The organism is Gilliamella sp. B2889, from assembly GCF_026536885.1.
In the GTDB taxonomy this organism is placed as follows: domain Bacteria; phylum Pseudomonadota; class Gammaproteobacteria; order Enterobacterales; family Orbaceae; genus Gilliamella; species Gilliamella apicola_E.
The window spans coordinates 94645-115633 of the sequence record NZ_JAFNNF010000002.1 but is presented as its reverse complement, the minus strand read 5'-3'; the positions used below and the strand labels follow the sequence as shown (position 1 = coordinate 115633).

Annotated in this window: 21 protein-coding genes; 6 read left to right on the top strand and 15 right to left on the bottom strand. The window is 34.1% G+C overall.

Features of this window, described 5'->3' with window-relative positions; all coding sequences use genetic code 11:
- The first annotated feature begins 197 nt into the window (after nucleotides 1–197).
- From J3U09_RS03435 to J3U09_RS03420, 4 genes are all read left to right on the top strand, one after another.
- Entirely contained in the window at nucleotides 198–500 is a 303-nt protein-coding gene (locus tag J3U09_RS03435; RefSeq protein ID WP_267357141.1) for a hypothetical protein, read from the top strand.
- Between the two features lie 85 nt (nucleotides 501–585).
- A complete protein-coding gene (gene secA / locus J3U09_RS03430) occupies nucleotides 586–3309 on the top strand; it encodes a preprotein translocase subunit SecA (RefSeq protein WP_267357139.1) in 2724 nt (907 codons plus the stop codon).
- 113 nt (nucleotides 3310–3422) lie between these two features.
- Nucleotides 3423–3827 carry an 8-oxo-dGTP diphosphatase MutT gene (mutT, locus tag J3U09_RS03425; protein ID WP_065563652.1) on the top strand — a complete coding sequence of 135 codons (405 nt, stop codon included), beginning with the start codon at nucleotides 3423–3425 and terminating at the stop codon, nucleotides 3825–3827.
- A gap of 41 nt (nucleotides 3828–3868) precedes the next feature.
- Entirely contained in the window at nucleotides 3869–4093 is a 225-nt protein-coding gene (locus J3U09_RS03420; protein ID WP_065563653.1) for a DUF4177 domain-containing protein, read from the top strand.
- Nucleotides 4094–4171: 78 nt separating this feature from the next.
- Here J3U09_RS03420 and J3U09_RS03415 read toward each other — a convergent pair whose 3' ends face one another.
- The 5 genes from J3U09_RS03415 to J3U09_RS03395 are packed head-to-tail and all read right to left on the bottom strand — an operon-like array spanning nucleotide 4172 to nucleotide 6069.
- Entirely contained in the window at nucleotides 4172–4561 is a 390-nt protein-coding gene (locus tag J3U09_RS03415; protein ID WP_065563654.1) for a DMT family transporter, read from the bottom strand.
- Nucleotides 4561–4917, bottom strand: a complete 357-nt coding sequence (locus J3U09_RS03410) for an EamA family transporter (protein WP_065563655.1) — start codon at nucleotides 4915–4917, stop codon at nucleotides 4561–4563. The genes J3U09_RS03415 and J3U09_RS03410 overlap by 1 nt, the downstream gene beginning before the upstream one ends.
- Complete coding sequence (gene zur, locus J3U09_RS03405; RefSeq protein ID WP_065734711.1) at nucleotides 4905–5339, bottom strand: zinc uptake transcriptional repressor Zur; 435 nt, start codon at nucleotides 5337–5339, stop codon at nucleotides 4905–4907. The genes J3U09_RS03410 and zur overlap by 13 nt, the downstream gene beginning before the upstream one ends.
- Before the next feature lie 27 nt (nucleotides 5340–5366).
- Nucleotides 5367–5639 (bottom strand): RnfH family protein, encoded by a 273-nt coding sequence (locus J3U09_RS03400; RefSeq protein ID WP_065563657.1) that lies wholly within the window; start codon nucleotides 5637–5639, stop codon nucleotides 5367–5369.
- Nucleotide 5640: 1 nt separating this feature from the next.
- Nucleotides 5641–6069 (bottom strand): type II toxin-antitoxin system RatA family toxin, encoded by a 429-nt coding sequence (locus J3U09_RS03395; protein ID WP_065734712.1) that lies wholly within the window; start codon nucleotides 6067–6069, stop codon nucleotides 5641–5643.
- A 68-nt stretch (nucleotides 6070–6137) separates the two neighbouring features.
- Between J3U09_RS03395 and smpB the strand changes: the two genes are divergently transcribed.
- Entirely contained in the window at nucleotides 6138–6620 is a 483-nt protein-coding gene (gene smpB / locus J3U09_RS03390; RefSeq protein WP_065563659.1) for an SsrA-binding protein SmpB, read from the top strand.
- Nucleotides 6621–6634: 14 nt separating this feature from the next.
- Here the strand turns inward: smpB and J3U09_RS03385 are convergent, their stop codons facing one another.
- The 9 genes from J3U09_RS03385 to J3U09_RS03345 all read right to left on the bottom strand — a co-directional run bounded on the left by J3U09_RS03385 (nucleotide 6635) and on the right by J3U09_RS03345 (nucleotide 19199).
- A complete protein-coding gene (locus tag J3U09_RS03385) occupies nucleotides 6635–7633 on the bottom strand; it encodes a LacI family DNA-binding transcriptional regulator (protein WP_267357137.1) in 999 nt (332 codons plus the stop codon).
- 14 nt (nucleotides 7634–7647) lie between these two features.
- Nucleotides 7648–8766 carry a glycoside hydrolase family 172 protein gene (locus J3U09_RS03380; RefSeq protein ID WP_065563661.1) on the bottom strand — a complete coding sequence of 373 codons (1119 nt, stop codon included), beginning with the start codon at nucleotides 8764–8766 and terminating at the stop codon, nucleotides 7648–7650.
- A 58-nt stretch (nucleotides 8767–8824) separates the two neighbouring features.
- Nucleotides 8825–10069: an oligosaccharide MFS transporter gene (locus J3U09_RS03375; protein WP_065563662.1), complete on the bottom strand. Its 1245-nt coding sequence runs from the start codon at nucleotides 10067–10069 to the stop codon at nucleotides 8825–8827.
- Nucleotides 10070–10392: 323 nt separating this feature from the next.
- Nucleotides 10393–11715 (bottom strand): glycoside hydrolase family 28 protein, encoded by a 1323-nt coding sequence (locus tag J3U09_RS03370; protein WP_267357135.1) that lies wholly within the window; start codon nucleotides 11713–11715, stop codon nucleotides 10393–10395.
- Between the two features lie 99 nt (nucleotides 11716–11814).
- On the bottom strand, nucleotides 11815–13329 hold the full coding sequence (locus J3U09_RS03365; RefSeq protein ID WP_065563664.1) for an MFS transporter: 1515 nt from the start codon (nucleotides 13327–13329) through the stop codon (nucleotides 11815–11817).
- A gap of 90 nt (nucleotides 13330–13419) precedes the next feature.
- Nucleotides 13420–14919, bottom strand: coding sequence for a UxaA family hydrolase (locus J3U09_RS03360; RefSeq protein WP_065563755.1), 1500 nt, complete (start codon nucleotides 14917–14919; stop codon nucleotides 13420–13422).
- A 13-nt stretch (nucleotides 14920–14932) separates the two neighbouring features.
- Nucleotides 14933–16396 (bottom strand): tagaturonate reductase, encoded by a 1464-nt coding sequence (locus J3U09_RS03355; RefSeq protein ID WP_267357133.1) that lies wholly within the window; start codon nucleotides 16394–16396, stop codon nucleotides 14933–14935.
- A gap of 48 nt (nucleotides 16397–16444) precedes the next feature.
- Nucleotides 16445–17857 carry a glucuronate isomerase gene (gene uxaC, locus J3U09_RS03350; protein WP_065734722.1) on the bottom strand — a complete coding sequence of 471 codons (1413 nt, stop codon included), beginning with the start codon at nucleotides 17855–17857 and terminating at the stop codon, nucleotides 16445–16447.
- Nucleotides 17858–17933: 76 nt separating this feature from the next.
- Complete coding sequence (locus tag J3U09_RS03345) at nucleotides 17934–19199, bottom strand: MFS transporter (protein ID WP_220225663.1); 1266 nt, start codon at nucleotides 19197–19199, stop codon at nucleotides 17934–17936.
- Between the two features lie 243 nt (nucleotides 19200–19442).
- On the opposite strand from J3U09_RS03345, the gene exuR reads away from it, so the two are divergent.
- On the top strand, nucleotides 19443–20216 hold the full coding sequence (exuR, locus tag J3U09_RS03340; RefSeq protein ID WP_065734724.1) for a transcriptional regulator ExuR: 774 nt from the start codon (nucleotides 19443–19445) through the stop codon (nucleotides 20214–20216).
- An 85-nt stretch (nucleotides 20217–20301) separates the two neighbouring features.
- On the opposite strand, the gene lolA is transcribed toward exuR, so the two are convergent.
- The gene (gene lolA / locus J3U09_RS03335) at nucleotides 20302–20895 is read right to left on the bottom strand and encodes an outer membrane lipoprotein chaperone LolA (RefSeq protein ID WP_220225662.1); all 594 of its coding nucleotides are present in this window, start codon (nucleotides 20893–20895) and stop codon (nucleotides 20302–20304) included.
- Nucleotides 20896–20989: the final 94 nt, after the last annotated feature.

Genomic DNA, 20989 nt, shown 5'->3' with positions numbered 1-20989 from the left:
TAGTGAATATTCATTATTTTATTAATTTAACATTCAATTGACTATCTTCTGAATCAAAGACGTTTATCGATTTCTCTTCAGCCATTAAAATGACTCAATGACATTGATGTAATAATTGTTTTAATTTTGGGAAAAAATGCTAGAATGTTGCCACTATGAATGTGATTAGCTATTGTAAAAAACTTCACAAACGCCTCATGATTAAAACAGCCCTATCGCACTTATTATTAGGTGTAATCGCTGCTGGGTTCGGTTTATATGAAGAAAATGCATTACCAGTTCAATCATCTTCCACACAGGTTGGTATTATTGCTATAACAGCAATAGTACAAGATCACCAAGCACCAATAAGAAAAAAATCTCAAACTTCATCTTTGTTAAAAGAAGAGCATTACAATAAACAAATTATCTCACTCAATTATGATGAAGTTACTCCAAATACCGTTATTCGATTATCACCATATAATGGAATAAGAGCGGGTCCTCAAGCTACTGCTTAACGTGTTTTTATATAATTAAATTAATTTATTAAATGAGGTTTATTCCTTATTAGTCCCATTATAAAAAAAGAATAAGAGAACAGTTATGTTATTAAAATTATTAACAAAAGTATTCGGTAGCCGTAATGAACGCGTTTTAAGATCTATGCGTAAACGTGTTGAAAATATTAATGCTCTTGAACCATCTATGGAAGCGCTAACCGATGATGAACTTAAAGCAAAAACCAATGAATTTAAGCAGAAGATTGCAAATGGTACTAAGTTAGATGACATATTAGAAGAAGCTTTTGCAGTAGTTCGTGAAGCAAGTAAGCGTGTATTTGGTATGCGACATTTTGATGTCCAACTCATTGGGGGCATGGTACTTAATGAGCGCTGTATTGCCGAGATGCGTACTGGTGAAGGTAAAACATTAACAGCTACATTACCTGCCTATTTAAATGCATTAACCGGTAAAGGTGTACATGTTGTAACTGTTAATGATTATTTAGCTCAGCGTGATGCAGAAAATAACCGCCCTCTATTTGAATTTTTGGGCTTAACAGTCGGTATCAATTTACCTAACATGCCTCCAGAAATAAAACGTGATGCTTATAATGCTGATATCACTTATGGTACGAATAATGAATATGGATTTGATTATCTACGCGATAATATGGTGTTTAACAAAGAATCACGTGTTCAACGACCGTTACACTATGCTTTAGTCGATGAGGTTGACTCAATTTTAATAGATGAAGCAAGGACTCCATTAATTATCTCAGGTCAGGCTGAAGATAGTTCAGATAAATATATCAGTATTGATAAAATCATCCCTCATCTTATTAAACAAGAAAAAGAAGATTCAGAGCAATTTCAAGGAGATGGAGATTTCTCAATTGATGAAAAATCACGCCAAGTAAATCTTACTGAACGAGGTTTAATTAAAGTTGAAGAACTATTAATAAAACAAGGGATTATGAAAGGTGATGAATCACTTTATGCACCAAGTAATATTGTGTTGATGCACCATGTCAATGCAGCTCTTCGAGCTCATCATTTATTCCACCGTGACGTAGATTATATTGTTAGGGATAATGAAATCATTATAGTTGATGAACATACAGGCCGTACAATGGATGGTCGCCGTTGGTCGGATGGTTTACATCAAGCAGTAGAAGCTAAAGAACATGTAAAAATTCAAAATGAAAATCAAACGTTAGCTTCTATTACCTTCCAGAATTATTTCCGCTTATACGAAAAATTAGCTGGTATGACCGGTACAGCTGATACTGAAGCCTTTGAATTTAACCAAATCTATGGCTTAGATACCATTGTTATTCCAACCAACCGTCCAATGGTTAGGAAAGATTTACCTGATCTTGTCTATATGACAGAAAAAGAGAAAATTAATGCAATCGTTGCTGATGTGCAAGATTGTGTCAAACGAGGACAGCCAGTCTTAGTCGGTACTGCTTCAATTGAGAAATCCGAACTTGTCTCTCATGCATTTAAAAAAGCAGGGATTAAACATAATGTACTTAATGCTAAATTCCATGCTCAAGAAGCTGAAATTATTGCTGATGCAGGTAGTAAAGGCGCTGTAACTATTGCAACAAATATGGCAGGTCGTGGTACCGATATTATGCTTGGTGGTAATTGGCAAAGTGAAGTTGCGAAATTGGAAAATCCAACTGATGATGATATCCAGAAAGCTAAACAAGCATGGCAAATTAAGCATGAAGAAGTCATTCAACTTGGTGGGCTTTATATTTTAGGTACTGAACGTCATGAATCTCGTCGTATTGATAACCAATTACGTGGACGTGCTGGCCGTCAAGGTGATCCAGGAGTTTCACGTTTTTACTTATCTTTAGAAGATCCACTTATGCGTATTTTTGCATCAGAGCGTGTTGGTAATATGATGCGTAAATTGGGTATGAAAGAAGGTGAAGCAATCGAACATCCATGGATCACTAAAGCTATTGCTAATGCTCAGAAAAAAGTTGAAAGCCGCAATTTCGATATTCGTAAACAATTACTTGAATATGATGATGTTGCAAATGATCAACGTAAAGCTATATATAGCCAACGTAATGATTTATTAGATAACGTAGATATAAAAGAAACTATTGATTCTATACATGGAGATGTATTTACCACTGTTATTGATCAATATATTCCACCACAATCTATTGAAGAAATGTGGGATATTCCTGGACTCGAAGCAGCATTAAAAAGTGACTTTGATTTAGATTTACCAATTGCAAAATGGCTTGATGAAGAACAAAATCTTCATGAAGAAACCTTACGTGAACGTATTATACAACTTGCACAAAATAAATATCTTGAAAAAGAAAAAATTGCGGGTTCTGATGCCTTCAGACAGTTTGAAAAAAGTGTTATGTTGCAAACACTTGATACATTGTGGAAAGAACATTTAGCAGCAATGGACTACTTACGCCAAGGTATTCACTTACGAGGCTATGCACAGAAAGATCCTAAACAAGAATATAAACGAGAATCTTTCAACATGTTTGCAAGCATGTTAGATACATTGAAATATGACGTAATTGGTATATTAAGCCGAGTACAAATTCGTTCACAAGAGGAAGTTGAAGAAGCTGAACGCCAACGCCAAGCTGAAGTCGAAAAATTAATGGCTAAGCAGCAAGCTAATCATGAATCAATCGGTGGCATGGGCAATGATGAACAATCAGCAAACTCACAACAACCTGTTGTACGTGCTCAGGCAAAAGTTGGCCGTAACGATCCTTGTCCTTGTGGATCAGGCAAAAAATATAAACATTGTCATGGTGCTGTTAATTAAATCAAAAATTTAGTATGATAAATAATCATTGATGTTTAAATAACCAATTAAGGTAAAAAAACAAATGGGAAAGCAGTTGCTTTCCCAAACTTTAATCACATACAAATTGGATCATGAGAAAACATACTGAAATTGCTGTAGGTATCATTCGTTCGCAAGATTGCCAAATCTTTATCACCCAACGCGGTGAAGACTCTCATCTTGCTGGTTTTTGGGAATTTCCTGGGGGAAAAATCGAAGCCGGCGAAACACCTTATCAAACTTTAGAGCGTGAAATAGCAGAAGAAGTTGATATTCATATTCATCAATCACAATTTTTAAAAACTTTTGAACATAGTTATGATGATCGTGATATCACTATTCATGCTTACCTAGTAGAAGAGTGGGATGGTGTTCCTTTTGCAAAAGAAGGACAACCAAGCCGTTGGATAGATCAGGAAGATCTAAATGCAGATGAATTTCCAGATGCTAACAGACCGATTATCGAAATGCTTAAGAACCTAGACAAACAGATCTAAGTTATTTCCTTATTTAATTTTAATTAGACTCTATAAAAACAATGAAAGAATATAAAGTTGTCATTTATCAAGAAGGGGCTTTGTCTTCATTAGTTTTCGGTACAGCTAATTCAAATGCTGACAAATTTTCCGCTTTTTTAAATAATATTGCCCAAGAAGGCTGGCGCGTAATTACAATGCAAAAAGATATCCGTCGCTTATTTTTATTCTGGCAACGTGAAGCCTATCTAATTGTGATGGAGCGAGATAGAGGACAGGTGAAATAAAAACACGTTTTCTATTTTAGAATTAATAATCACTTCGTAAATAGCTATTTAATGATTTTATAAAATCATTAAAATAATTTAACTCGAAGATTTATTGTGTATTCTTTGTTCAGCCAACGCAAGAAAGATAATCCCAACAATAATAGATAAAGCACCTAATAATCGTGAAATGGTAATTTGTTCGTTAAAAGCAATGACCGACACTATCATTACTGTTACCACTTGTAGGTGAGAAGCAGCAAAAGCTGGACCAACTGGTGCTTTTTGCAATAATACCATCCATGTTATAAATGCACCTGCATACCCAATCATAACTAAATATGCCCAACCATGACTAAAAACTCTTAACAACCAAGCAATATCTGGTTCAAATGGCAACGCTGAAATAGCAGTAAGTTTAAAGCTGGTTTGCCCAAAAGTATCAAAAAAAAGTAGTAAAATAAAACCAATAATATAGAACTTTTTCATTAAGTTAATCCTACTAGTACTACGCCAAGAGTTATAAAAAAAATACCAATCAAACGAAATGGCGTTAAATGTTCTTTAAATAAAACACGCCCAGCAATCATTACTGTAATAATATTAAAAGAGCCTAATAGTATGCTTTTAGACAAAGAAACTTCACTCAAAAAAGCCAACCAAAATACAAAACCGATGAAGTAAGCTCCAAAACCTAACCATAACCACATGTTACCAAATAATTTCTGCCAATAATTTAAACCCTTCTCATCATTAGAAGTAATAGCAGCATATTTGAATGCAATCTGCCCTACCGTGTCACAAGCAATATTAATTAACCATAAAAAAAAGATTAAGGTTGACATGAGTGACAAATTCCATGAATTTCAAGCACACTATGCTTTATTAAGAATTGACTTTGGCTAGCAAGTTGTTTAAGTTGCGACTCGATATTCTCAGAATGTTTTTCGATAATTTGCTGACAATTATCACAAATAAATAAGATTGATATATGCTGAGGATCCTGAAAATGAGGGCAAATGATATAGCAATTGGTTGACTCAACTTTATGAATAAAACCTTGCTCAAGTAGAAACTCAAGAGCTCGATAAATCGTTGGCGGTTTTGCTTGTGGCTCACTAACTTTTAAGAGATCTAAAAGATCATATGCGCTCATAGCTTTATTCGCTTTAAGCATGATATCTAAAACGGTTTTACGCTGAGTTGTCAGCTTAATACCACGTTTTTTGCATAAAGTTTCAATTTTCTCAATCAGCATATTATGCATTCAGTTAAGTTCCCTTCACTTTATTTGTTACTTTTTCAATGCCGCTTTTTTTCTTCTAATTTCTTTTGGGTCATTGATTAAAGCTCGATATATTTCTATACGATCGCCGTCTTTTACTTGTTCATTCAGTTCACAACGTTTTCCATAAATTCCAACAAGATGTTCATCTAATCGAATTTTACATATTGATAAGATATTGGATTTTGTAATGGCTTGCAAGACATTAGTTTGCTCATCAACTGCGCAATCAATAATCGTAGGTTGATTAGGTAGCGCATAGACAACTTGAATATTTATCATATTAATATATCTGCCTTGCTCTTTGAGAAAATGCATTAACCATGTTGGTCATCACCTCCTTAAATATTGGCGTAAAAACAGCACTCATTAATTTATTATTAAACTCAAAGTTTAAATTTAAGCTGATTTTACTTTTTTGCTCATCAATTTTAGTAAATTCCCATCGCCCCTTTAAATGTTTAAATGGACCATCTATCAATGCCATATCAATTGAATTAGGCTCATTAATCTGATTTATGGTGGTAAAAGATTTTTTAAATCCCAATTTTTCAACCTCAATAAATGCAGTTAAAAGATTATCTTGTTTGCTAATAATCCCAGTTGCGATACAATCAGGAACAAACTCAGGGTATCTAGCTATATCATTTACCAACGCAAACATTTGTTGGATTGAATAAGGCTCGATCACTTCGTGAAAAACATGTGCCATAATAATAAAAAATTAAAAGTTAAAATTAGTGGCATATAGTATCATGTAACTCTATAATAACGCACATTATGACTAAGAAAAAATCACATAAGCCTGGTTCGGCTACCATTGCATTAAATAAACGTGCGCGTCATGAGTACTTTATTGAAGAGGAAATTGAAGCAGGTTTATCCCTACAAGGTTGGGAAGTTAAATCACTGCGAGCTGGCAAAGCGAATATCAGTGACAGTTATGTGTTACTTAAAAATGGCGAAGCATGGCTATTTGGTGCAACTATAACTCCATTGAGTGTTGCTTCAACCCATGTAGTGTGTGACCCTATACGCACTCGAAAATTACTGCTAAATGAACGAGAATTGAACTCGCTTTTTGGACAAATAAATCGTCAAGGTTACACTGTTGTTGCACTTTCATTGTATTGGAAAAATGCATGGGCAAAAGTAAAAATTGGCGTTGCAAAAGGTAAAAAAGAATACGACAAACGTACTGATATTAAAGAACGCCAATGGCAAGTTGACAAAGCACGCATAATGAAAAATGCGAATCGCTAATCATAACGTTTAAATTAACGATGGCGTATAATTTGTGGCTCAATAAAAAATTCTAGATGTTTTAATTCTTTAAAATTTAGCAAATCATCAACCACATCTACACAAGTTAGCGCCATATTTTCGATATCTTGTACAATAGCATCTATCGGATAATACGAATAGCCAAGATAGTTATTGTAATCATAAGAACACAAATACACCTGCTCAGGATCAATTCTAGCTGTAACCAAATAACCTAAGACCTCTTCCAATAAATTACCTGATGGTGTAAAAATAGCTTTTGGCATTCGGCCTAACCTTTCATGAACACCTTTAAGTAATTCAAAACCTTTATTAGGAGCATAATCATCACTCACAATCCATTCTGGTTTTACAGTTAATCCCACACTTTCTAAGCCACGCCTGAAACCCTCAAGTCTTGCACATATCGAAGTTAACTGAATATCACAACCAATAAAATAAAATTCGTCTAAATTCTTTGCATAAGGCTTAATTAAATCACTTACAGACTGTAATGATTCACTTGTAATAAAGGGTAATACGGTATCTTTGAGATAACGGTCAAAAAGTAGTACCGGTGTATTTTGATTAATATCTACATACAATTTATCACTGTCTAATGAGGTTACAACAATCATCGCATCAACTTTTCGCTCTACTAAGTTTTGAGCTACTTTGATTTCAACCTCTTTATTATAGTGACTACAAGTAATTAATAATTGGATATTTTTTTGCCGAAAAGATGATTCAAGATGATGCAAAAACATAGAAAAAAATGAATTTGACATATCGGGGACAATAACACCAATCGTATTGGTGCTGTTAGCTTTCACCAAATATTGACGAATATGGGGTTGATCGCTATATTTCTCCGCGATCGATAAGACTCTTTGCCGAGTTTGTGGAGAAATACGATATTTTTTATCTCGTTTGTTAAATATATGACTGACGGTCGTTGCCGACACGCCAGCCAAACGAGCAATATCATTAATTTTTAGTTTATTACTCGCCATAGATCACCTTAATACTAACGTGGAGTACGTTGTTGTTTATTCGGGAACACTGGATTGTGGTTCACCGATGGACTTTGATACCAATAAGCAACACTCGCAATATCATCACAACGTTCATATAGTCTTATATCATCATTACCGATTTGTTGAAACGCTAATTTGATATTTTTGTGAAATGCAATTGGATCTGGAAGATGCCAACGATATAAACCATGTGAAGGCAAACCATCATCACCAAAACCATGTACTGGATTAGAATCTCCAGTTTGGAAAAAGTCACGTGTTGCATCCCGGTTTGTTTGATATGGATATCCCATAAACATTGTTTGGAAACATTTCGCTTTTGGACGACCTTGGCTATCACGGTTATGGAATGCCCAAGCTCCACCAAAGTAATCTTCTGAACCAGTTGAATGTTGTGTTGGATAATCGCTATCATCATCAAGATAGAATTTAAACTCCCCTTCTCCCCACCAATAACGCTCTAAAGCTGTAAGGGCTAAGTAAGTACCTACATAATAACCATAACCTTGAACGTTATCTAATATGACATAATCTTGTGCATGATTAGTTACACGTTGACGACGCCATTGAGCATGAAAGTAAAGTGGATTTTCAAATGGTTTTGGCATCAACGCATAATTAATAGCAAAGAAGAAATGTTGCAAATCAGCTTCATGTTCATTGTGAATTTCAACTCTAGCTTTTTTATTAAATGGCATTCTAAAATAACTATTAAAACCACCTGTTGGATTAACCACTATTGGCATAGAATTAATATCACATCTCGCACCAAAACCATTACAGAAAAAGTCACCAATAGGACTTTCCACTGAAGGAACAGTTTCATCATCCCAATAAATTCGAATCACAACATCACGTAATACAAAGCTTCCACGATGTGTTTTATCAGTTAAAGTAAACCACATATGACGAATTTCCCCTGGGCCAGTAATTTCAGCAATAGTCACTTTTTCACCAGCAGGAATGGATATAAAACCTTGTCCTTTCCTACATGGACCTAAAGCACTAGCTTTCATACACGATTTACCCTTTTCACCAGTCAAATTTTCAGGTGAAATAGTTCTTGTTTGTTCGAAGTGAAACTGTGTTACTGAATCAAATATATTCATTTTGCGTCCTTAATAAGTTTTAACAAATATTATTAATTAAAATATAAATTTCGTTTGCTTAATTACTTTCATTTTCAATTTTGTCTGACTTTCTATCACGACTTAAGAAGGCCATAGCAAATATCATGAAGCCTAAAACAACTAAGCCTAAATAATTAAACGTAGTAGCAGCACCTTCAGTGTCATAAAAATTACCGACAAAGGTAGAAAATAATATTACGCCTACTGAACCGGCTACTTGATAACCGATCAAAAACACTGTAGCTGACAAGCGTGCATTGAAATTGTTATCAATATATTTAAACACTGAGACTAAAATAGTTGAGATCTCTAAACAGTGCATAAGTTTGATTACGGAAATAATTGCAATACTTTCAACATGACCTGTTAAAAATATTCGAGTTGCAGAGATAAATGCAGCAAAGATTAATGCATTTTTTGCACCAACTTTGTTAACCACAAATGGCACACAAAACATAACAGCTGCTTCTAAAAAGACTTGAAATGAATTCAAAATACCATATAAGCGATAACCATCATTTACATCGGTAAACTGCTGAGTAAAAAAGACAGGGAATAATTGTTGGTCATAAATGTTGTACAAGCTATAAGTACCAAGTACATAAACAACAAATATCCAAAACTTTTTCAGTCCAAAGACTGAAACAATTTCATTAAAACTTAGTTTATCTTTCTTCTGAAATACTGCTGCCGATGATTTACTTAAATCTGGTTTGAAATTCAAATTGAGTATCATAAAACAGATACCGACCACTGAAGCAGCCCAAAAGTTAAGATGAGGATTGATACTAATTAAAATACCAGCGATAAAGGTACCCACTGCGTAAGCAATACAACCCCAAGTCCGGCATTGTCCAAATTCAAAATCGAAAGCACGGCTGATTTTTTCACAGTAAGAATCGATCAAGCCCATACCGGCAACCCAACCAAAACCTAAGAAGAAACTGCCAAAGATAACACCAACATAAAAATTATGTCTTAAAAGTGGCTCGTAAACATAGATTAATGCAGGTGCAGCACATGTTATGATGACACTTTGAAACCAAATTAGATGTTTTTTTAAGACTAATTTATCTTGATAAACACCATAAATAATCATGATAATTAACGAAATAAAATAGTTAAAAGAATAGATAATACCAGTCTGTTTTGCTGTTAAACCAATCTCTTTACTAAGCCATATTGCATAAAAAGAAAAAACAAAACTACCCGCCGCGTAATACATAATGCTATAAAACGAAGCAAACCAATAAGTTGGTTTTTTATAAAATGCACTTGTCATAATTTATCCTATAAAGAGTTAAGCACTGTTTTGAGTATGAATAGCTAAAAATTTAGCTTTAACGGCTTTATTAGATAAATGTGATCTACATCAAAATTATTTTGTTTTCGAGAAAGAGAAAAGAAAATTGTCAGGAATGCAAATAATAAGAATAAACAGTATTAAAAGATTGAAGATAAAAAATTGAATGAAGAAATCATACTTAATTAAAACAAAAAATTTTTACATTCAAGAATATTAATAGCAAGATATAATGGTAAAGCTAATAAAAATTTAAAAAATAACCGTTACCAATACGGCAACGGTTATTTTAAATATCATATTTAACTTTTCAAGCTTATTAACTTACCGTCTTGCTTAACAAAAGACTGATTAATATGTACGTCTTCACTATTTTTTACACATAGTGGATCAGTCACAATATTATCAATAATGACATTATTAAATAAAACACTTTGTGCATTCTCAATAAAGAACCCTTTACCAGCCTCCGGTTTGACATCTTTAAACATATCAACCTCGCCTGCTTGAGCATTTTGTTGCATTGAAACACGGATATTATCAAAAGAGATATTAGAAATAGGAGATTCTGGAATACCATATAAAAAGCCGGCATAAGCACGAACATTTTTAGCAATAATGTTTGAAAAGCTAATATTGTGGCATGCTGGTGTAAACTCATTAACGGGTAGAGCATCTTTATTCCAAACAATTGGATCATTTCCTTTTGGACCACAATAATAATAGTAGTTCATAACAAATGCCGATAAAACTTCATCCATTACAATATTACTAAATGTGATATCAGAAATAGTTCCTCCTCGACCTCGACGAGTTTTAAATCTTACACCTCGATCGGTTTTTTGGAATACACAATTTGTAATAGTTACATTACGAATGCAACCACTCATCTCACTACCAAGAACCACCGCACCATGACCATGAATCATATTACAATTAGTAATTAAAATATTCTCACATGGACTTTTTTCAGCTGTTTCTTCAGTGCCTGCTTTTATTGCAATACAATCATCGCCAACATCAATATAACAATTTGAAATTCTCACATTACGACAAGATTCAGGGTTAATACCATCGGTATTCGGTGAATCAGCTGGATTAAGAATTGAAATATTATCGACAACGACATTATTTGATTCCATCGGATGAACAGTCCAGCTAGGTGATTGAGTTAGAAAAACTTTTTCAATTGTAACTCGTTCACAAAAATCAAAACCAATTAAATAAGGTCTTGGATATTTAAGATTGCTTCGATCATGACGGAATGTATGCCACCATTTTTGACCATTACCATCAATTTTACCATTTCCAGTTATAACCACATTTTCAATATGTTGGCCGTATATACAAGGCATATACACATCCTGCTTAACCCCTTCCCAACGAGAATTAACAACTGGATAATCTTTAGCATCATCAGAAAATAATAAAGTCGCCCCTTGCTCAATAACAAGCGTTATGTTGCTACAAAGCTTAATTGCCCCAGTAAAATAGGTACCAACAGGAACAATTAGCGTTCCACCACCTAATTGATCAATATGTTGAATTGCTTTTTCAAAAGCTTGAGTATTTATTGATTTTCCGTCACCAATAGCGCCAAAATCTTTTACAGATATAGTCGTCATGAGTTTATCCTTTATATTTTTACAAACATTTTAATTTACTCTAATGTTTGCAGCTTTAGGTTATAGGATCAGCATACTGATCCTGATAAATATTTTGCTTTAATTAGTTGTGGTCTCTTTTTGCTTAAATCCAATGTTATTATTACCGAAACATTTTTCGTAAGCGATGCCAGATAATTCTTCAACCACTTTTCGTGTTTCAGGCGTAACATCTTCCATTTTGCCACCTTGTCGAATACGAGCAACTTCATTGATAATGATGGAATGAGTAGAGTGATCGAGCTTCATTCTCCAAGCAAAGAATGCCCCAATTAATGCCATTCCTACTACGCCGTATAAAATAATACCATTAATAGCATCAATCGCACTTTGTGGCTGTACATGTGATTTCGATTCAAAGCCATAAGCACTTAATATCATACCAAGCACAAAGACAATTGAAGCACGAACTAGTTTACCTGCCATGGTCATTGCTCCTGCATATACCCCTTCACGACGTCGATTAGTTACAACCTCATCTACATCAGCTAAGAATACATATACACTCCAAGGAATATAGTAAACACCACCAGTACCCAAACCAAACCAAATTGTAATCCCCACTACAATCCAAGTGATATGAGGCAGATTAAAGTAATAAATACCGACATAACCAATCATCGATGAAATAACAATGAGTAATGCGATAATAAATGGTTTTTTGAAGCCTTTCTTAGCACAATACATCATAAAAAATGCGGTTGAAACCAGCTGACAAATACTACTTAATGAATTCATTGAAGCAACAAAAGAACGAGGTTCACCTAAACTAAATACGATGAAATAGGTAAATACCGCAGTAAATAACCACTCAGCACCAAATCCGAATAAATACATTCCTAAATGCGTTCTAAAAGTTTTAACACGGAATGTTGATAAGATATCGATAAAAAGCTTTTTAATTGCTTCAAAAAAGCTATGAACAGATTCATCTTTTACTTCTTCTTTAGGTTTTTCCCAACTATTACAATAAAGCAAAATCAAAGCTAACATCATGATAGTGGCATAAGTGATCCCAGTTAACAAAAATGGTGTTGCGGATTCCTTACTATAGAAATAAAAGAATACACCTGGTATTGCTGCACCTAAGAAATTAGCTACTTTACCAAACATTGCTTTTGAACCAGTTAAATAAGTACGTTCTGAAAAGTTAGATGTCATTTCCACAGGTAACGTATTAAATGGAATCATGATGCTGGTATAAATAATCTCAAATAAAATATATGTTACTAAGTAATACCAAAACCCCATACCATCAATCCATAGCATAGGATAAATGACCATTAATGGAATACCAATCAAAATAAAAAATCGACGTCGTCCAAAACGTTGCCCAATTTTAGTTTGATAGAAATTATCTGTAATAAAGCCCATCAATGGATTCAGTATGACATCCAAATAAGTAGCGATCGAAAAAATTAATGCAGCTTGCACCACACTTAATCCACAAAAAGTGGTATAAAAATAGAGTAGCCAAGCGCCACTAATTGCTAATGCACCACTACCAATTAAATTACCACTGCCGTATGAAAATCTTACTAACCATGTAATTTTATTATTTTTTTCCTTACTCATAAAAGATACCTATAATATTTAAAAAAAACGGTCCCTCGCATCAAGTCCCGAAGGACTTAATGACGTGGATATTTATTCTTGGATTTTTATCTATAGAGTTACACCACTTTTCAATATGGCTAAATTTCTAAAGTTGTTAATTTCGTTTCGTGTTTGTTTCCCGTTAGCAATAAGAACGATATAGTCAATAAACTCTATCAACAAAGATTGCATGGAGACTCCTTGTATCAGTTTACCGGCATTAAAATCGATCCAATTGGCTTTTTTCTCAGCTAATTGTGTATTAGTTGCAATTTTGACTGTTGGCACAATGCCGCCGTATGGAGTGCCTCTTCCTGTAGTGAAAAGCACCATATGACATCCAGCTGCTGATAAAGCACCAGTAGCTACTGCATCATTACCAGGTGCGCTTAGTAAATTTAATCCATGTCTAGTTAACATTTCACCGTATTTAAGAACATCAATAACTTCACTACCACCCGCTTTTTGCGTACAACCTAAAGATTTCTCCTCTAAAGTTGTAATGCCACCAGCCTTATTCCCTGGAGAAGGGTTTTCATAGATTGGTTGATTATTTGAAATAAAATATTGTTTAAAATCATTGATCATGTGTACAGTCTTGTCGAAAGTCGACTCATCAATACAATGTGACATCAAAATGTTCTCAGCACCAAACATTTCTGGTACTTCAGTAAGAACACTCGTTCCACCATGAGCAATAACATAATCAGAAAACAGACCAAGCATTGGATTAGCTGTAATACCTGAAAAACCATCAGAACCACCACACTCCAATCCAAATTTCAATTCACTTAAATGCCCTACTTCACGTTTATCCTGCTTCATAATGGCATAAAGTTCTCTTAAATGAGCCAATGCTGATTCAACTTCATCGGTTTCTTGCTGAGCGATTAAAAATCTAACTCGAGATTCATCATATTCACCTAAACTAGCCTTAAATTCTGAAACCTGATTATTTTCACAACCAAGTCCGATGACCAATACAGCACCAGCATTAGGATGTTTGACTAAATTTTGTAAAATAGTTTTAGTATTTTGATGATCTTGTCCAAGCTGAGAACAGCCATAAGGATGTTCAAGTACAGTTATACCATCAATTTCTAATTGATTATTTAACTCATCACAAAACTGTTTAACAATTTGTTCTGCTATCCCGTTTATACAAGTTACAGTTGGAATAATCCAGAGTTCATTACGGATACCAACTTCACCATTTTTACGTCGATAAATTTGTACTTCCTTATCGGTAATCTCATGCAACAGATCATTTTTCGATAAAGTAGGTTGATATTTGTAATCATTAATATCACTTAAATTGGTTTTTAAATTATGAGAATGAATATGCTCTCCAGCTTTAATTAAGCGAGTAGCATGACCAATTGGTAAGCCATATTTAATAATATTTTCATCTTGGTCGATATCGATAAGTGCAAATTTATGCCCTTGTTTAATAGGCTCTTTTAGATCAATTACCTGTCCATCAACAACGATATTTTCTTCATGTGCTTCTAAATCAGATAATGCCACACCGACATTATCTTTATTGTTTATTTTTATATATTTAACCATTGAATCACTCATGTTATTTGCTACCATTAACACATTTTTCAATTGCTTGACGCATTCCCTCTTCGGTTATGACGGTTAAATATTGTGTTAAAGTTTGTGCTAATTGAGGAATAGTTAATAGATCATGCTCCCAATGAGCCGTGTCACCTAAAACAACTTTGATTAAATCCTCTAATGAACTTTTCCCTTCTGCAATGGCTGTCCAACTATTACTGAAGCGTTCTAACCAGATTGCATCATCTTGTAACGGATAACTTTGTCCATTACGCACACCTCGATAAAATGCGATCAATGCAGCAAAAGAGAACACCAAATGTTTAGGCAATGTTCCTTTTTCTTTTTGATAATTAATTAATTGAGGAAGAATACGTGTTTTAAACTTAGTCATACTGTTTAAAGCAATTGACATCAATTGATGTTCAATAAATGGATTTTTAAAACGACTAATAACTGATTGAGCAAAATCAACCAATTCTTGATGAGGTAAATCTAAAACAGGGATAATTTCATCAAAAATGGTTTCTTTTATATAAGATAAAATCTGAGTGTCATTCATTGATTCGCCAACAGTATCAATACCTGATAAATAAGCAACAGGAACTAATGCAGTATGAGCACCATTTAAAATAGCTACTTTACGCTCTTTATACGGTTTAATATCATCAACAATTTTGATGTTCATATTGCATTTATCAAGGCATAATTTTTCAGCTAACCATTGCGGTCCTTGAATAACAAATAGATAAAAATATTCCGCTGAATCAATAAAGTTATCTTTATAACCTAATTCAGTCTCAAGCTCAGCGATTTGCGCTTTTGGGTATCCTGGAACAATTCTATCTACTAAAGTTGAGCAGAATAAATTATCATTTTCAAGCCAATTGATAAATTGGTCTGACAAGTTCCACTGATTCGCATATTTAAGTACTAATTTTTTAAGTGCATCGCCGTTATAATCAATTAATTCACATGGAATAATAATCAAACCACTTTCTTTACTGCCGGCAAAGTGAACAAATCTTTCATATAAAAATGCAGTCAATTTTGCTGGATAACTCGTTGCAGGTTTATCTGTTAATTTGTCACTTTCAACATAACTAATGCCAGCTTCGGTAGTATTTGAAAAAATAAACTGAATATTCGGATCTTTAGCTAACTCAAGATATTCATCATATTGAGTATATACATTGATTTCGTTATTAACTGAACGAATCAATCTAAACTCTTTCACTGCTTCATTTTGTTCATTCAAACCACGAACAAGCGTTGTATACAACCCATCTTGAATACTTAATGATGGTGGAAAGTCCGTATTTAACGGGCGAACCACAACAATACCAGCATCAAGATCAGTTTTTTCATTAAGAATATCTAACTGCCAATCTAAAAATGCACGTAAAAAATTACCTTCGCCAAACTGAACAATACGTGTCGTATATTTTGCACCCGGAAAATCATTTCTGTTTAATGTTTTCATTACTCTAACTCTTCTTTAATTAATCTAATCACAACGACTTAATGCTTTTTAGCTTAGTTCAATACCAAAATAGTTTTTAGCATTATCAAAACTAATATTTTTAACCATTTGACCTAATAATTGGATATCACGTGGTGCTTCGCCATCTTCAACCCAACGTCCAATCATTCGACATAAAATACGTCTAAAATATTCATGGCGAGTGTAAGATAAGAAACTACGACTATCGGTTAACATACCAACAAAACGGCTTAATAATCCAAGTTGAGCAAGCTGTGTCATTTGACGAATCATGCCGTCTTTTTGATCATTAAACCACCAGCCTGAACCAAATTGCATTTTTCCTTGAATACCTGCTCCTTGGAAGTTACCAATCATCGTACCAAGAATTTCATTATCAGAAGGGTTTAAACAATACAAAATCGTTTTTGGCAATGCATCTTGTTTTGCTTGAGCATCTAATAGACGAGAAAGTGGTTGAGCAATAGGTGAATCATTAATAGAATCAAACCCAACATCAGGCCCCATTAAATTAAACATTCTTGAATTATTATTACGCAATGCACCTATATGATATTGTTGAACCCATTCACGTTTGTTGTATTCAACACCTAAGAAAATAAGTACAGCAGTTTTAAATTGAGCAACTTCTTTAGCGGTTAAAACTTCGCCAGATAAACGTTTAGTTAAAATGGTATCTAACTCTTTTTCAGTAGCTTCTTCATAAACAACTGTATCTAATGCATGGTCAGAAATCTTACAACCATGAGCAGCAAAATGATCCATACGTTTTGATAAAGCCTGACAAAGCGCTTGGAATGATGAAATTTCAACATCGGCTACTGCAGAAAGTTTTTCCATATATGCCGCAAAGAATTCTGAATCAATATTGAATGCTTTATCTGGACGCCAGCTTGGTAAAACTTTAACATCAAATGAACTATCTTCTGCAATAGTTTTATGATGAGCTAAATCATCAATAGGATCATCTGTTGTACCTGCCATCTTAACATTCATTTTTTTCATGATGCTACGAGCTGTAAACTCTGGAGTCGCTAACATCTCATTACAAGTATTCCAAATTTGCTCTGCTGTAGAAGGAGATAATAGAACGTTATCAATACCGAAAGGACGACGAAGCTCTAAATGAGTCCAATGATATAAAGGATTACCAATAGTATGAGGAACAGTTTCTGCCCAAGCCTTGAATTTGTCTAAATCACTAATATCAGTACCAGTACAGAATTTTTCGGCAACACCATTGGTACGCATTGCACGCCATTTATAATGATCACCTTTTAACCAAATATCGTATAAATTCTTGAATTGATAATCTTTAGCAATTTGTTCCGGTGGTAAATGGCAGTGATAATCAAAAATTGGCTGATCAGCAGCAAAATCATGATAAAGCTGACGAGAAAATTCGGTATCTAGTAAAAAGTTTTCAGTTAAAAAACTCATTTTATTCTCCATAAATAGTAGTTAACTATTAAAAGATTACAGGAAAATACATCCTGTAATCTTATTAATTTATTGATTAATTTTGATCTGATGTTGGTTCTTTCAAAATAGTCCAAACCGCTAAGGCAGCTAAAAGATCTAAACAAGATAAAATTACAAATAAAGGACTAAAGCCAACAGTATCAGCAAGTGCACCAACAATAAGTGCAAAAATAGTACTAGCTAGCCATGCAGCCATGCCGGTAAATCCATTCGCTGTTGCCACTTCATTACGGCCAAATACATCAGACGATAAAGTAATTAATGCTCCTGATAATGCTTGGTGAGCAAAACCACCAATACAGAATAAAAAGATAGCAACATAAGGACTTGAAAATAGACCTATCAGACCAGGTGCAATCATAAGCACACCACCAACCGTCACTACCATTTTTCTTGAATTAATTAAGCTTACTTTAAAATGTTTTTGGAAAAATGGTGACATATAACCACCAAGAACACATCCAACATCAGCAAAAAGCATTGGCATCCAAGCAAAAATAGCGATTTGTTTCAAATCAAAACCATAAGCTGTGAACATGAATAATGGAATCCACGCATTAAAGGTACCCCATGCAGGCTCTGCTAAAAATCTTGGTAGAGCAATTCCCCAAAAACGGCGGCTGGTTAAGATTTTACTCGCTGGTAATTTTTCATTATTTGAAGTTTGATGACTTGCTTCTTGACCAGATAAAATATATTTTTTCTCTTCTTCAGAAAGACGTTTCTGTTTTGTAGGGTGACGATAAAGGATTAACCAAAAAATTCCCCAAATAAAACTTAATAAACCACACAATATAAATGCCCATTGCCAGCTATGGAACCAAATTGCCCATGCAACTAATGGTGGTGCGATCATGGCGCCCACTGATGAACCTAAATTAAACCAACCAACCGCGATCGACCTTTCTTTTGCCGGAAACCATTCACTAGTCGCTTTAAGTCCCGCAGGGATCATTGCTGCTTCTGTTGCACCAACAGCACCTCGAGCAAAAGCCAGTCCGATCCAACTACCTGAAAATGCGGTACTAACACAAAATACTGACCACAAAATAGCAAAAACCGCATATCCCGCTCTCGTGCCCAACAAGTCCAAAATATATCCGGCAACTGGTTGCATGATGGTATAACAAGCTGAATAAGAAGCTACCACATATGAATATTGCTGCGTTGTTAATCCCATTACTTCATTAAGAACCGGGGCGGCTACCGCAATCGAATTTCGCGTAAGATAACCAAGAATTGTCCCTACGGTGACTAATGCTATCATATACCATCGTAGGTTTTTTATCGTTTTGTACATCTTTAATTGCTCCTAAATATATAGATATTTTGGCGCATAATAACATGCCTGACAACTAAAAAAGTTGACATACATCACAAAAATGAACTATATCCCTAATAATTAAAGGGATATTTTTTAAACTAAAAAGTTTGTAACTAAAAAATTTAATTAAAAAAATTGGAACAACATTATTTAATTTGAAGCAATTAGATGTTATTTTAAAAGTCTAAAAAAACTTAAAGGATTTATGCAAAATTCATCATGACCCAAGAACAGCACGAGTATCAAAGACTTTATCAAGTTATCGCAACTGAACTTAAAAACCGAATTATTGACGGCATTTATCCAGTAGGAAGCAAATTACCATCTGAAAGATTGATATGTGAAGAACTAAAAGTAAGTCGTTCAGTTGTCCGTGAAGCTATTATTATGCTTGAAGTTGAAGGTTATGTTGATGCAAGAAAAGGCTCTGGAATTCATGTTATAGCTAATAGTTTACAGACCAATATTCTAACCTCCCAGAAAGGATTAAATTTTTCTACGACAGGGCCTTTTGAATTATTGCAAGCCCGCCAACTTATTGAAAGTAACATTGCCGAATTTGCAGCAACACAAATTACTAAAGACGACATCGTCAAATTATTAGAAATTCAACATAATGCTAAAAAAGAAGATCATTATCGTGATTCTGATTGGGATCTAAAATTCCATACACAGATTGCCATGATCACACGGAATACCGCTTTAATTACTATCGTTCAAGAAGCTTGGCAGCAAAGAACATTAAACCCATTATGGAAAAAACTTCATGAACATGTACAACAACAAGACATTGAAAGCTGGTGGGATGAACATGACAAAATATTAGATGCGCTAATTAATCGTGATCCAAAAGCGGCTAAGTTAGCCATGTGGCAACATCTAGAGAACACAAAAAAAATGTTATTTGATGCTGCTAGCGAAGATTTTGAAACAAAACGAGATCACTATCTATTTTCAGATAACCCCGTTATTAGTATTAATGAAAATGAGTAGATTCTATTAAAGTCAATACACTTTGCGCCATTACGCAAAGTGTATTAATTCGCAAAAGTTAAATAATTAACTATTGTTTAAACTATTAACGCTGATCATCAACCGTTACTCCAGCTGGTGGAGTAAACTTAAACTTATCAAGTGCTACCTTACCTAGGGTTTGACGAGATAAATCATAAAAACTACGCTGACCATCTTCCTCGATAATCGTAAAATTTGAAATCATCCCAGTAGGCAAAACAGAAATAACAAAATCTTGGTTAGAACCATCAGTTGGTTTCAATGTAAAAGAGTCTTGTTTACGTGTAACAGTATATGCATTCCAAATAGGATTATGACTATCCGTAATCAAAAGCATTAAACGATTATCCACCGATTTTTTTAAGCTCATTACACTAACTTGTTCAACGGCAGGAGTATAGACCCACATGTTACGCCCATCTGAAATGATTGACGTCTCGTCTGGCTCAGTCATTGTCCAATTAAAGTAATAAGGCCTTGTTACCCACAAATCACCTTTACCTTGTTGAACTGGTTGTTTATCGGCTGTTTTCACATCTTGTGAAAATCGAGCATAAAACCCATCAATTTTAGCTAATCGCTCTTGCAACACCTCTTTATCACCAGCCCATGCTGCACAGCTTGTAATTAACCCAATTAAAATTAAAAACTTCTTCATTACCAATCCTTATGCATTTTGTTTAATACAATAAATTAAACAATCATTTTAATTTAGTTCAAAATATTACCGTTTTTCTGTTAGCTGTGAAAGA